We start from the raw sequence: 13,851 nt of genomic DNA, 5'->3' as shown, positions 1-13,851 counted from the left end.
ACAAAAAACTACATAATCAACGTCGTGGCGAATCACTACATTCGCTCTTTTGTTATGTGATTTTTTATTTCAAGTCCATTATACACTATCTTGGCCGATTTGCGAAGTTTCCTAGAAAGTAAAAAAAGCTGTAGAATTTCTACAGTTCGAAATTCTACAGCTTATATTTTTTCATCACTTAAAGCTTTGCGGGCTGCCCGTAGGCCTGCTTCCGTATTACCCTGCTGCTCTCATCCAGCTTTCCGGTATACCGCTCATAGTCGCTCAAAAGAATGGCAATGTAGATCATATCCACCACCATGAGCTGCGAGGCCCTGGAAAAGATGGCGTCGCCGTACAGAAACTGCCGGTTGCTGGTGCACAGGACCAGATCGGAATACTGTTCCAGTAAGGTATGTTCAAAATTGGTGATGGCGATCGTCTTCGCTCCGGCCTTTCCGGCCATCTCCATGGCGTCCACCGTACTTCTGGAAAATCCCGAGTAAGATATGCCGATCGCCACGTCCCCCTCCGAGAGGCTGGCCGCGCTGACGCTCTGCATATACACATCTCCGTAAGCGATGCAGTGGATTCCCAGGTACATCAGCTTCGTGATCAGATCCTGCGCCGTACAGGAGGAATTCTCCACGTAATAGACGGCGATTTTATTCGCCCCGGTAATCGCTTTTACCACGTCTTCCAGGATATCCGGCGTTATGCTTCTTATGGTCTTCTCGATCTGTCCGATGGTGGTTCCGATAATTTTTGCCGGGACATCGCGGATGGTGTCGCGTTCGGAAAATGGAAAACCGTACAGAAAACGGCTGCCCTCCTCCTGCTCACTCCCCGCCAGTTCATACCGGAAATCCTTAAATCCCTGGTAGCCCAGCGCCTTCACAAACCGCATGACGGTGGGCTGGCTGACTCCTGCCCCTTCAGCGATCTTTTCCAGCGTTAAATCCTTTAAGTTCTCCCCGCATTTTAGCAGATAATCCGCCGTCTTCTTCTCAGATCTGCGCAGCACCGGATAGGACCGGGTAATCTCCTGTTTCAGTCTCTGGTTCATTGACGCCTCCCATTATGTAGAAATACTACAATTTTACGTCAATTATATGAAGTTCCGAACAGGCCAACAAGACAGGTTATGTAAAATTTTCCTATAATTACTGCATTTTCACCGTCTCGCAGAACTCCTGCAGCGTCCGGTGCAGCTGGCCCTCCGCCGTCTCGTCACAGAGCACAACAATCTTATCGCCGGCAAGCAGCTTCGTATCGCCTCTCGGCACGAATTCCGCCTCGCCCCTCATCAGGGAGACGACGAGACACGTCTTCGGCCACGCGATCTCCGATACCTTCATGCCCTCCGCCGCGCTTCCATGGAAGATCATGCCTTCCACCAGCACCTTTTCTCCGGTCAGAACCGCCTTCTTATCCGGATTCTGCTTCGCCAGCAGACGGTGAAGCAGCTGGTCGTAAACCGGCGCACACCGCATGATATCCGGCACCAGATATGCAGCCAGGGACACCATGGACAGCGTGAGCAGATGGGAGAAGGAGCCCGTCATCTCACTGATTAAGATAATTCCCGTAATCGGCGCACGGACAATGGCGGAGAAGTAACCGGCCATACCCAGGATGATGAAGTTGCCTAAAAGCCCGTCTAAAGAACCGCTCACCATTCCCACCGCGTTGAAGTAGATGCCTCCGATCACGGCTCCCATGACGAGAAGGGGCAGGAAGATACCGCCCGGCGCTCCGGAACCGAAGCTCACCATGGAAAATACGAATTTCAGCACAAACAGCAGACACAGGGAGCCCATCACCATTTCTCCGGAGGAGAGCACCTCCACCAGGGAATGGCCGCCGCCCAGGACGGACGGATAAAGGAATCCGAACACCCCGGCCAGCATAAATGGGATCAGCAGCCGCATCGTCTGTCCCGGAAGCTTCTGATACAGGTCCTGGGATTTGGACAGGCAAGTGTTATAGACCACGCCCATCAGCCCGATGATGACTCCCAGAATAAGCACATGGCCGTATGTACCTAACGGCATCATATGAGTAATATGAAAAGTAAAGACCGGTTTCAAGCCGAATACATTTCTGGAAACAAAGTCTGACGTAATCGATGCCGCCATGGATGACAGAAGGATCTCCGGTGAAAAATGCTTATGTATCTCCTCTAAGGAGAACAGCACTCCCGCAATCGGCGCGTTGAATGCGGCAGATAAACCGGCGCTCGCACCGCAGGTCATGAGAAGCTTTTCCTCCGTCTTCACCCGCTTCGTAATCCTGGAAAACCCCTTGGCCGCCATAGCGCCCAGCTGGATGCTGGGGCCCTCGCGTCCGAGAGACAGGCCGCATCCCAGACCGATTAAGCCGCCTGCCAGCTTAGCCAGCAGGACCCGCCACCAGCATTCGTCGATCTCGCCCATGATCTCGCCTTCCACCTGGGGAATACCGCTGCCCGATATAAGCGAATCCCATTTCAGAAGCATCGCTACAATTATGGCCGCCACAGCAAGCACCACAAACCACACCGGCACAAACCACGTGTGAGTCCTTCCATAATTCAAAACGGAATTCAGGAGTATTTCCGCATATCCCAGCAGGTAACGGAATGCCACCACCACGACTCCTGAAATAGCGCCCACGGCGACCCCTTCCAGTATCAGTGCATAACGAAAACTCCGGTAACGGTTAATCGTATTGGTAACCGTATTCTCCGACCGCATCTTACGTCCCCCCTCTTTACTCTCTTTTAACATTCCAATCCTTTCGTTAAAAACGTGTTAATTTTTCTATTGACAGTATTTGATTATAACGCGGTGATCTTCAGATAGCAAGGAAATTGTTCACAATTTGGCCACATATTCCCTCAAAAAAAGTATTATGATATGGATATGAAAAAGAAAGCGGTGAGATTTATGAAGCAACACACACATCGATGGACCGGGCTGCTCCTTGCCGCATGCCTCCTCTCCATCCTTCTCTCTCTTCCGGCCTTTGCCAAAGAGAAAGAAAAGATCGATAAGATTCCCCTCAGTTTTTCATCCTCCATAACAGCGGGGAAAACGGGCGGAGAAGTATACGTCACGGTCGATGATCCCTACTACGCATCACACTGCCGGATCGTCAACACGAAGATTGTCAATCAGCCGGATTCGGCGTGGACAGCCGGAGTATCGCCGGAAATCATGATTTCCCTCCGCGCGGAAAGCGGATATTATTTTTCTTCTGCACAGGGAGAGGCGTTCCGTTTAACCGGAGCCGGAGCCGTATTCGACCGAGCGGAATTTCTCGAATCCCAGTCTGTTCTGCATGTGACGGTCCGTTTAAATGCGCTCTCCGACCCGGAAGCGTCGGTCGTTCTAACCGGACTTTCCTGGGATAAAGGGGCCTTCACCGCACTCTGGAACGACGACAGCAACGCCCGCTATTATCAGGTTCAGCTGTTAAAAGACGGTCAGCCTGTGGGCGCCATGGTGACCACCTACACCAATTACTGCCGTTTATCCGATAAGATAGCGGGAAAAGGCAGCTACAGCTTCAGCGTCCGTTTCGTTGACAACGCCTTAAACAGAAGTGAATGGATCACCTCCGAGACCTGGGAGATCAGCGCTTCCGAGGCAGCCGTGCTGGAGAACGGAACGAAAAGCACGTACGGTCCCGGTACCGTCTCCTCCCCCGGCAGAGCCGTGGGAGAATGGAATTCCAACGACACGGGATGGTGGTTTGAGCACCCGGACGGAACGTGGACCACGGACGGATGGGAATCCATCGGCGGGGAGTGGTACTATTTCGATCACTCCGGATATCGGAAGAGCGGTTGGATTCCATGGCAGGGCACCTGGTATTACTGCGGCGAAGACGGGATCATGCTGAAGAACGCGGAGACCCCCGACGGATATGAAGTCGGCAGCACCGGCGCGTTAAAAGACAAATAAAAACCCCGGTTTTATCTTCTTTTCCCAGGAGACTGATCTCAGGGATTCAGGAGATAAAACCGGGGCTTGTCATTTGCCCGCCCGTCATTTTTGCTTATTGAGTGTTCTGCGCTCATGCTGCTTTTCCGATTAACGATTCCGGGGAAAATGCCGTGCTGTGGCATACGATTTCCACCGATTTTCCAAGGCCCACGTTCATAACGCCCATCAGTGATTTTCCATCGATTACAAGATGATTGTAACAGATGTCAACATCGAAATCACAGGATTCAGCTTTGTTTACGAACGCAACCATTTCTTCTACGGTTGAAAATGTATAAAACATGTTTTTCATTTGGAGCACCTCCCTCTCTGTTTGATGATCTTATTTTACTCCTTATTTCGACAGAATAAAATAAAATATTTTTACGAAATGTTGTAATATTTTATGTTCTTTTCTAATCTTTCCCGGTTTTGGACTTTCCATACATAAAAAAATGAGAAATTCTTTCATTTTTTTACGAGAAAGGACTACACAAAAAATGATTTATCGTGTATAATGTAGAAGTTCGGGTTTCGGCGGGCACATATGGCCGGAAGAACTGAATGCTCTGGAGACGTATCGAAGTGGTTGTAACGAGCCGCACTCGAAATGCGGTTGTCGGGTAACCGGCACGTGGGTTCGAATCCCACCGTCTCCGTTTTCTAAAAGAACACCAGAAATCATCTTTGATGGCCTCTGGTGTTCTTTTTATTTATTTCTGAATAAATTCTTCAATAAACTTAGAGGCCACAGCTCCATCCGAAGCGGCTGTAACGATCTGGCGCAGCGGTTTTGTTCTCACATCGCCGACTGCAAATACACCCGGTACGTTCGTCCTGGTCGTCTCGTCCGCGATGATATATCCCTGTTCATTTCTCTCCACCTGTCCTTCAAAAACTGCGGTGTCAGGCACTCGGCCAATCGCTACGAAGACGCCGTCGCAGGCGATCTCCCTCTCTTCCCCCGTCTTCACATCGGCCAGACGAACTCCCGTCACCTTCTTCTCGTGGAGAATCTCTTCAATACGGCTGTTCCACAAAAACTCGACCGGGCTGTCCTTCAGCGCATTCTGGTATACCATGGAGGCGCGCAGTGCGTCTCTCCGGTGAACGAGATATACTTTCTTACAGATCTTTGCCAGAAATAACGCATCCTCCGCCGCACTGTTGCCGCCGCCGGATACCACGACAGTCTTGTCCTTATACCGCATTCCATCGCATACCGCGCAGTATGCCACTCCGCGGCCGCGCAGCTTCTTCTCTTCCGGCAGTCCCAGTTCTCTCGGTGAAGCGCCGGTGGCGATCACCACTGTCTTTGTGAGAAGCTCACCGCCTGTAGTCGTGATCTTCTTCGGCTCGGCCTTAAGATCCACACGGATCACCTCGTCAAACGCAGTCTCCGCTCCGAAACGGTCGGCGCCCTTTTTCATCTTTTCTCCCAGCTCGAAGCCATCGATTCCGTCTTCAAATCCAGGATAATTATCTACCTGGCCGGTAGTCGCCATCTGACCGCCCGGCGACAGCTTTTCCAGCACCAGAACCGACATGCCGCTTCTTGCGCAGTAAAGCGCCGCACTGTAGCCGCCGGGACCTCCGCCAATGATGACAACGTCATATATTTTATCGTTCATATCGTATTCTCCTCTTGTGAACAGTTATCGTTTCGTTTTAAACCGCGCCGTTCTCTTTCAGCCAGTCCTCAATCTCTGTCATGGAACCCGGATTGATAAGAGGCTCGCTCGCCTTGCCGCCCTGATATACGATCAGTGTCGGGATCGTCTCGATCTCGTGCTTCTCCTCCAGTTCCGGACTCTCATCGATATCAACCTTGCCCACCAGAAGCTTTCCTTCATACTGTGCCGCCAGACGGTCCACCACCGGCCCCAGTCTGCGGCAGTAACCGCACCACGGCGCCCAGAAATCCAGAACCACCGGTTTTTCCGCCTGAAGTACCTCTTTGTCAAAATTATCTTTATTAATTGTCATGATATCCATCGTTGCTGCTCCTTTCCCTCTGCTGTAACTACTGTTATTTTCTCAGATACAGTTCATACTGTAATTATATTGGTTACAGTATGAACTGTCAAGGGGTTTTTCATAATTATTATCAATTTTCTATTTATTATTTTCCATCGTGGCAGCCGCGTTCTCTTGCCACCCCCCTCTCCGCTTGCTATAATTATGGTATCCAATTTCTGAATAACATCATCGAATCAACACACACTGATAAATTGAAAGGAGCCTTCATCCATCATCGGCAAAGCTGTCTCACGGATGGAACAGGGCAGAAAGGCGGTATCCATGTCAGTCATTAAAATAACCGGTGCGTATGAGGGCAGCCTCAAACACATTTCCCTGGAAATACCGAAAAACAAGCTTGTCGTATTCACCGGTGTCTCCGGCTCCGGCAAGTCCACACTGCTCATCGACGTCCTGTTTCAGGAATGTCAGAGACAGTACCTGGAAGCCATGTCATTACAGGGCATTCAGAAGCCGAAGGTGGAACGCATACAGGGCGTGTCGCCTGCGATTGTAATTTCCCAGACAGACAGTAATAAAAATCCGCGCTCCACCGCCGGAACTGTGACGGATGTCTACACCGATCTGCGCATTATCTACGAAAAGCTGGGAATCCGGACGTGTCCCTTCTGCGGGGAGACCATCTCAGCCGCCGACTGTAAGGAGACGACAGAAAAGATCGGACAGGATTTCCACGTCTATATGGACTGCTGCCAATGCGGCAGGCGGATGGACAAAATTACCCGCACCTTCTTCTCCTTCAATACGAAAGAAGGAGCCTGTCCCACCTGCGAGGGGCTGGGGCGGATTCACGCCATCAAAAAGGCGGCCGCCGTCGACGAATCGCTGTCTCTGGAGCAGGGGGCGGTACGCTGCTGGGAAAAGCAGTATGGAGTCTACCAGACCTCCATCCTCTACCGCGCGTTTCAATATTATGGACTTCCCGATGGCTCCAATATTCCGGTCAATCAGATGCATGAGCTCCAAAAGGCGCTTTTATATGAAGGAGTTGAAAGTCCCCTGATCAAACAGGCCTATCCTGATCTCAAACCGCCCAGGACGACAGCTGCCGGAAAGTTTGAAGGAGTCTTCCCTATTCTTCTCCGGCGTCTGTCCGAAAAGAATGGAGATGCCGGAATTCTGGACCCATACTTCGACGTAATCGAATGCCCGGACTGCGAAGGAGAGCGGCTGTGCGAACTGAGCCGCAATGTAACGGTTCACAACCTGCGTCTGCCTCAGCTGTCCTCCTTTTCCTTTGAGCGGCTGTATCGTTGGATCGGCGAACTCCGGGCGTCTCTGACAGAACGCTGTCTGGAACTGGTAAACGCTTATCTGCTGGATATTGAGACTAAATTAAACCGTTTTATCCGGGTGGGGCTGGGCTATCTCACGCTGGACCGCCAGGTCATCACCTTGTCAGGCGGAGAACTGCAGCGGCTGCGTCTCGCCGCCACGCTGGATTCCGATTTATCCGGAATCATCTATATTCTGGATGAACCGACCGCCGGACTTCATCCGAAGGATACTGCCGGAATGATGGCCGTTCTGAAGAATCTTAGGGATTTGGGCAACACCGTCCTCATCATCGAGCACGACGTCGATGTCATGGCGTCTGCGGACTACATCATCGACATGGGCCCCGGAGCCGGAATACACGGCGGGGAGGTTATTGCCGCCGGGACTCTGAAAGAAATCATGGAGCAGCCCCATTCAGTGACAGGTTCTTACCTCGCCGCTCCCCACCCCGGCCGGACTACGTTTCGAAGCCCCAAAGGCACGATATCGGTTTCCAATGCGGAAAAATACAATCTTCAGCATATTTCCGTCGACATTCCGACCGAGTGCCTCGTTTCCGTCACAGGTCCCTCTGGTTCTGGAAAATCCACACTGATCTTTGAAGTACTGGCAAAGGGAAATCAAAGTACAGAACAAAACCGCGTGTCAGGGCTGGAGCGTTTCGACCGGATTGTGGAGATTGGACAATCCTCTGTCACCAGAATGAAGCGCTCCAATGTGGCGACCTTTTCCGGTGTCTACTCGGAGATCCGTTCCGTTTTCGCCCGGACTGACGGCGCAGCATCCGCAGGACTGACGGCCAGGCATTTCTCCTTCAATACGTCAGGCGGCAGATGTGAAAACTGCGAAGGCCTGGGTTATGTCGATAATTCCATGCTGTTTTTCGCCAACACCACCGTCGTCTGCCCGGTCTGCGGCGGTAACCGGTTCCGTCCGGAAGTCCTGGCCGTAACGTATAAAGGCCTGTCCGTCAAAGACGTGCTGGATCTCTCCGTAACAGAGGCACTCTCCGTATTTTGTGACTGCCCGAAGATTACCGGAATCCTGGAACTTCTTCAGGAGGTGGGTCTGGGCTACCTCCAGCTGGGCCAGTCTCTCACCACGCTGTCGGGCGGCGAGGGACAGCGGCTGAAGCTCGCAAGAGAGCTGACCGAGTGCCGTTTAAACGGGCGGAACCTCTATCTGCTGGATGAGCCCACAACCGGCCTTCATCCAAGGGATATCGAACATTTCCTCATACTCCTGGACCGCCTTGCTGATGCCGGAAACACCGTGGTCGTCGTGGAACACAACCAGCAGCTGATTGAAAACAGCGACTGGGTCATTGATCTCGGCCCCGATGGCGGAGATTCCGGCGGACGTGTCATGTTTGAGGGAACACCGGAGGAGATGAGGCTGCGCGGAAAAAGTATTACAGCGAAGTATCTGCACCGGGATCTCCCCCTGCATAACGGTCATTGGTAATGAATCTCTTTACCGATGTTGAAATGCGTGCTCCTGTTCGTTATAATGGTTCATGAACTTTAACGAAAGGAGAACGAGCCGCCATGCCCCTAGTAGCAAAAGAATGTGATGAGAACCTGTTAGAAATCGTTCACGGCTTTCAGAAATGCAGAAATGCATTTACTGCCATTGGCGATGAAACAAGACAGCTGATCCTGCTGGTGCTGTTGGAAAGCGATCTGTCCGGAATCCGGGTCGGTGAAATTGCACAGAAAGCACATCTTACAAGACCCTCCGTTTCCCACCATCTGCAAATATTAAAGGAATCCGGGATTGTTGCAATGCGGAAAGAGGGCACGAAGAACTACTACTATTTAAGTGTAGACGGAACGCAGTGGAAAGAGATTGCTGATTTGATCAACCTCATTTATGCGAGCATACGTCATATCAGTTCGCAGCCATAAAAAAACAAAGCGAAAGGTGATTACTATGATCTTATATTTTTCAGGGACAGGAAACAGCGAATACGCTGCAAAGAGAATTGGCAGAGAGCTCCGGGACGAGGTCCTCAATTTGTTTGAAAGAATTCGGAACCACGATTATTCAGAAATACACTCAGACAGCCCGTGGGTCGTCGTCGTCCCTACTTATGCTTGGCGGATTCCGCGCATCGTACAGGAGTGGCTGGAAAACGCGGCGCTGACCGGGAACAGGGACATTTATTTTGTGATGACCTGCGGCGGCAGTATCGGGAATGCAGGCAGATACTTAGAAAAGCTTTGTGCTGCGCGGAAATTTCACTATCTGGGATGCGCCCAGATCAAGATGCCGGAAAACTACATTGCGATGTTTTCCACACCGACACAGGAGGAGGCAATGGACCTCCTCCAGCAGTCTGAAGCTGTGATTGACAAAACCGCCCTTACGATGAAGAGAGGCGAGCCCATTCCACAGCCTGCCTTAACCGCTCAGGATAAGATAAGCAGCGGGATTATAAATGATATTTTTTATCCGGCGTTTGTTCATGCAAAGAAGTTTTCCGCTGCTGATACATGCATATCCTGCGGAAAATGCGTCAAAGTCTGTACGCTGAACAACATCCGGCTTGAAGCGGGAAAACCGGTATGGGGAAAGAACTGTACGCACTGCATGGCCTGTATCTGCCGCTGTCCGGCCGAGGCCATAGAATATGGGAAACACAGTAAAGGAATGCCGCGGTACGTTTGTCCAAAGACGATGTAGGCGGCACTCCTCTTCCTCTTCCTCTTCCTCTTACTCCATTGTCTCATCATTTTCACCAAAGGTCTCCACGCGAAACACTACGGGGCGTATTCCATCCGTGCAGCAGACGATGGTCTGTCCGTCTTTCCGGTTCCACGGCTTATACGTCCCGCCTGCTGCTACGCTTGTGACACTGTGGTAAATGTCAATCCACGCCCAGGGACAGAATCCCTCGGGCATCTGCGCGCCTCCCTCAAAGACAAAGCTGTCTCCCACGTTCAGCAGGGCACAGGGCCCTGCTTCCCTGCCTTCCGTTAAGTATTCATCGGCAAAATCCGGATAAAATTCTTTTCGAAGAACCGTTATTTTTACTCTTTTCATCTTGCACCTCTGTCTGCTGTAATCGTAAATTCTCCGGGTACATCAGGATTGTCCCAGGCCGGATGTTCATCAAATCTTTTCAGGATAAACTTGTTGTTTATGGCGGCGTTAATAATCTCGCTGATGGTATATTTCCTGTAGCTGCACCGCGGCATCTGCTGTCTGACGCTGTCTTCGTAAAAACGTGCGTGAGCCATCTCTCCCTCAAAAACAGCAGTTGAGAAGTAGCTCATGGATGGCTGTTCCAGATTCAGGATATCCGCAATCTTGGTAAATGGGTGGAAATCGCTGCATATCATCGTTCCGCCCGGCTTCAGCAGCGCGTACATAACCTGCATAAATGCGTCGATATCATGGAAATAATGCAGCACGCCGCCCTCCATAAAAACCACATCAAAGCAGCCTCCGTATTTTTCCATATCGATCTCCAGCACATCGCATACCTCATACTCCAGATGCACTTCTGCGGCTTCTGCCAGCTCCATCGCATACCGCCTGTTATCCTGTGAGATATCGAATACGGTCACTTCCGCTCCCAGCACAGCCAGAGGAACCGCCTTCTTTCCGCAGGAACCGCAGATATTGGCAATCTTTCTGCCTTCATACGTATCAAAATACGCAGAATACTTTTTCAGCATGGCAGCCGGATTCTCTATGATTTTCTCTGCCTTCTTAGAAGGAGGCCCCTCTTCCTTAAGCCAAAACTCGTAAGCGTTATATTCCCACGCGCGTTTGTTTCCGGAGCTGTAATCCATCATAAATCCGCCCTCCCTATTCTGATTTTCCTTCATCTGCGGTTCCATTTCTTCTATAATAATCTATATCATATCAGATAACCGTCCATTTTACTACATCCCGATCATATCAAACGCTTCAAACGATATCACCAGATCGTAATCCTCTTTTGGATTCCTGTATTTTATCTGCACGGACTTTTTCGTCTGGCTGTAATACCAGCCGGATTCCGCCTCCTCATATTTTCTCCGATGGAGGTAATGCGGAAGCTGCGTGCCGGCCAACGTGATCCAGAACGGCGCCTTCTCACGGTGTATAAAATCTATGGACATGGTTTCCACCGCGGTCTGGTAAAGCCCTTCCTGCCGGAAGGAAAGCGTCGTCTGCACGCCTCCCGTCAGCGCAATCCGGGTCTTTAAATACTGGCCGCGCTCATAATCCCTGGAAATCCCATCGTCCTCATACAGGGTAAATTCACAGTCTCTGTCTGCCGAGCAGAGAATCGTAATACCTGTGGCCGTCTCGGCAGCCAGATTCTTCATCTGATTTTCTGCCATCGGGATGACTGCGCCGCCCCGTACAAACAGCGGGATGCTCTCTATCGTGACCGGAATCTCAATCGTCTGGCCGCCCTCGTACACCTCCCTCGTATAGTAATCGTAGAACCGCTCCCCTTCCGGCAGATAGACGCTTCGCACACTGGCACCTTTTTCCACCACATTGGCTACCAGAAGAGAATCTCCCACCATAAAATCCACGCCTTCGTCGTAACACGCCGCGTCCTGCTGGAAAGCGCTACACATCGGCTCCATAATCGGAAGCCCGGTCTCATGAGCCCGCTCCATCAGAGAATAAAGATAGGGAATCATGCGGTACCGCAGCTTGACCGCTTCCCGGATCAGCCCGGTGTACTGGCCGTACATCCATGGCTCCGTCACGGTATTGTCCTTATTTACCGAATGCACGGAGAACCTGGGCTGGAAGATGCCGTTCTGCACCCAGCGGACCATCAGCTCCGCCTCCGGCGCCGGACCATAGAAACCGCAGATATCACAGCCCTGATTGGCCACACCGGACAGACTCATGCCAAGGATGGTGGCGATATTGTATTTTAGGGAATCCCAGCACGTCAGGTTGTCTCCCGCCCACGTCTGCGCGTACCGCTGGATTCCCGCATGGCCGGAGCGGCACACGATAAATGGCCTGACATTCTCAAAGGTTTCCTCCACCGCCTCTGCGGTCACGTGGCACATCAGGTTGGACATGGCTGCCTTAATATAACCGATCGTCGTCCCTTTACCCTCAAAGTCACAGCGGCAGTCCTTGTCCACCAGGCTGTCATACTCGCAGTTGTCATTCCAGACGGAGCTGGTCCCCTTCTCGAGAACTGCTTTCTTTAAAAGCGCCTTCCACTCCGCCCTGGCCTGCGGCTTTGTGAAATCCACAAACACTCCTTTTCCGCCCCACCACGTTCCGACACCGGCTTCGTCCGTCACACTGTCCTTCACGAACATATCTTTTTCCTTCATTTTCTCCAAATCCGGATGGGAAAGGAGAATTCCCGGCTTTACATTGGGGGAAACGGTGATCCCCCGCTTCTTCATCTCTGCAAAGAAGCGTTCCGGAACCTTGAATCGCGCTTTATTCCAGGTAAATACACACCGCTTTAAGCCCTCCGCCGTCTCCTGCGAGGTATAACCGGAGGACAGCTGGAAGCCGTCTACAGGAATATCTTCTTCCCGGGTGGTGTCGATAAACTCCAGAATCGCGTCGTCACAGTTTTCCGGCAGCTCCGGGTAGTACATCGAAGATCCTAAATAACCGAGAGCCGTTCTCGGGAGCATGGCCGATTTCCCCGTCAGGTCCGTGTACCGCTCCACCACCTGCCGTATGGATGGTCCCTCAATAAAGAACAGATCGATATCTCCGGCGTCGGTGCGGTAGCGGCTGTGCATCTTCCAGTAGTTGCTCTTCTCCCGCCCCATATCGAAATCACACTCTGCGGTATTGTGATAGAAATATCCGGAAGCCTTCCTCGTGCTCCGGTTCAGCTTGATATAAAATGGAATGTGCTTATATAGAGAATCTGTCTCCTTCGGATTGTAGCCCATGGCATCCTTGGGGCTCATGCACAGATACTTCTGCGCCTTATTCCAATCCCCGCTTTTCTCGCCAAATCCGTAGAAGCAATCGTCCGGTGAGATCTCGCTGGTGTGGATTCTTCTGTGGTTGGAGTCCTCCTGATAGCCTAAATCCACGATATCGCCATGGAGAAGCGCTCCTTCCTTATCATAGATGCAGAGTCGAAACGGTTCCTTTTCCACTACTACCCGGAGATTTCTGCCCTGGATAACCGCCTCTTTATCTCCATCCGTTAGCACCGCCTCCGCCGGACTCACCCGTTTCCGGCAGTGTTTCATCAGGCCGTCCATCCGGTCAGCCCACGCCGTCATGACAAGACTGTAGGACTCCTCTGCAAAATCCCCGTCAAATCCGGCCCGGATCCTCACGATCGAATCCGTCAAAAACAGAATGCGCAGTTCCACACAGTTTGTCCGGATCGAGAACCCGTGCTCCCGTTTGCTCACCTCATACGCTCTCGTACATACCTTCATTCACTCACTCTCCTCTTCTCCTGTGCGCCTCTTCCGCCAAAAACGGGCCATGCCTTCCGCTATTTGCTGCGCCACAGGTCGTCTGAGTCAATCATACGGAAATGGAAAAGAAAAAGCTAGACGAATCCTGCATGATTTCTATCAAAACTTTGCGTATTTTTCTCAATAAAGGATTTTACAGTATATTTATA

12 protein-coding genes and 1 tRNA gene are annotated in these 13,851 nt (G+C 51.4%); 5 read left to right on the top strand and 8 right to left on the bottom strand.

The window, feature by feature from the left end; translation table 11 throughout:
• Positions 1–178 precede the first annotated feature (178 nt).
• Both H8S80_RS27885 and H8S80_RS27880 read right to left on the bottom strand, forming a co-directional pair.
• Positions 179–1,045: a MurR/RpiR family transcriptional regulator gene (locus H8S80_RS27885; RefSeq protein WP_002600950.1), complete on the bottom strand. Its 867-nt coding sequence runs from the start codon at positions 1,043–1,045 to the stop codon at positions 179–181.
• 97 nt (positions 1,046–1,142) lie between these two features.
• Positions 1,143–2,714: a ClC family H(+)/Cl(-) exchange transporter gene (locus H8S80_RS27880; protein WP_025530160.1), complete on the bottom strand. Its 1,572-nt coding sequence runs from the start codon at positions 2,712–2,714 to the stop codon at positions 1,143–1,145.
• A 192-nt stretch (positions 2,715–2,906) separates the two neighbouring features.
• Here H8S80_RS27880 and H8S80_RS27875 point away from each other — a divergent pair, with 192 nt between their 5' ends.
• Positions 2,907–3,926: a lysozyme gene (locus H8S80_RS27875; RefSeq protein WP_243007859.1), complete on the top strand. Its 1,020-nt coding sequence runs from the start codon at positions 2,907–2,909 to the stop codon at positions 3,924–3,926.
• A gap of 112 nt (positions 3,927–4,038) precedes the next feature.
• On the opposite strand, the gene H8S80_RS27870 is transcribed toward H8S80_RS27875, so the two are convergent.
• Positions 4,039–4,260, bottom strand: coding sequence for an HPr family phosphocarrier protein (locus tag H8S80_RS27870; RefSeq protein ID WP_002600953.1), 222 nt, complete (start codon positions 4,258–4,260; stop codon positions 4,039–4,041).
• A 258-nt stretch (positions 4,261–4,518) separates the two neighbouring features.
• On the opposite strand from H8S80_RS27870, the gene H8S80_RS27865 reads away from it, so the two are divergent.
• A tRNA-Ser gene (locus tag H8S80_RS27865) sits at positions 4,519–4,606 on the top strand.
• A 54-nt stretch (positions 4,607–4,660) separates the two neighbouring features.
• Here H8S80_RS27865 and trxB read toward each other — a convergent pair.
• Together trxB and H8S80_RS27855 are read right to left on the bottom strand one after the other, a co-directional pair.
• A complete protein-coding gene (trxB, locus tag H8S80_RS27860; RefSeq protein WP_029465572.1) occupies positions 4,661–5,578 on the bottom strand; it encodes a thioredoxin-disulfide reductase in 918 nt (305 codons plus the stop codon).
• Between the two features lie 37 nt (positions 5,579–5,615).
• The gene (locus tag H8S80_RS27855; RefSeq protein ID WP_025530155.1) at positions 5,616–5,942 is read right to left on the bottom strand and encodes a thioredoxin family protein; all 327 of its coding nucleotides are present in this window, start codon (positions 5,940–5,942) and stop codon (positions 5,616–5,618) included.
• A 306-nt stretch (positions 5,943–6,248) separates the two neighbouring features.
• Here H8S80_RS27855 and H8S80_RS27850 point away from each other — a divergent pair, with 306 nt between their 5' ends.
• From H8S80_RS27850 to H8S80_RS27840, 3 genes are all read left to right on the top strand, one after another.
• A complete protein-coding gene (locus H8S80_RS27850; protein ID WP_117631057.1) occupies positions 6,249–8,729 on the top strand; it encodes an excinuclease ABC subunit UvrA in 2,481 nt (826 codons plus the stop codon).
• A gap of 83 nt (positions 8,730–8,812) precedes the next feature.
• Positions 8,813–9,172, top strand: coding sequence for an ArsR/SmtB family transcription factor (locus H8S80_RS27845; RefSeq protein ID WP_117631006.1), 360 nt, complete (start codon positions 8,813–8,815; stop codon positions 9,170–9,172).
• Between the two features lie 25 nt (positions 9,173–9,197).
• Complete coding sequence (locus H8S80_RS27840) at positions 9,198–9,950, top strand: EFR1 family ferrodoxin (protein WP_117631008.1); 753 nt, start codon at positions 9,198–9,200, stop codon at positions 9,948–9,950.
• A 30-nt stretch (positions 9,951–9,980) separates the two neighbouring features.
• On the opposite strand, the gene H8S80_RS27835 is transcribed toward H8S80_RS27840, so the two are convergent.
• The 3 genes from H8S80_RS27835 to H8S80_RS27825 form a co-directional block, all read right to left on the bottom strand.
• The gene (locus tag H8S80_RS27835) at positions 9,981–10,310 is read right to left on the bottom strand and encodes a TIGR04076 family protein (RefSeq protein WP_117631010.1); all 330 of its coding nucleotides are present in this window, start codon (positions 10,308–10,310) and stop codon (positions 9,981–9,983) included.
• The gene (locus tag H8S80_RS27830) at positions 10,307–11,068 is read right to left on the bottom strand and encodes a class I SAM-dependent methyltransferase (protein WP_117631059.1); all 762 of its coding nucleotides are present in this window, start codon (positions 11,066–11,068) and stop codon (positions 10,307–10,309) included. Before H8S80_RS27830 ends, H8S80_RS27835 begins: the two co-directional genes overlap by 4 nt.
• Positions 11,069–11,158: 90 nt before the next feature.
• Entirely contained in the window at positions 11,159–13,660 is a 2,502-nt protein-coding gene (locus H8S80_RS27825; RefSeq protein ID WP_117631012.1) for a glycoside hydrolase family 31 protein, read from the bottom strand.
• Positions 13,661–13,851: the final 191 nt, after the last annotated feature.

This window comes from Hungatella sp. L36 (assembly GCF_014288035.1).
The sequence above is the reverse complement of the archived record's forward strand: the minus strand, read 5'-3'. Positions and strand labels throughout refer to the sequence as shown.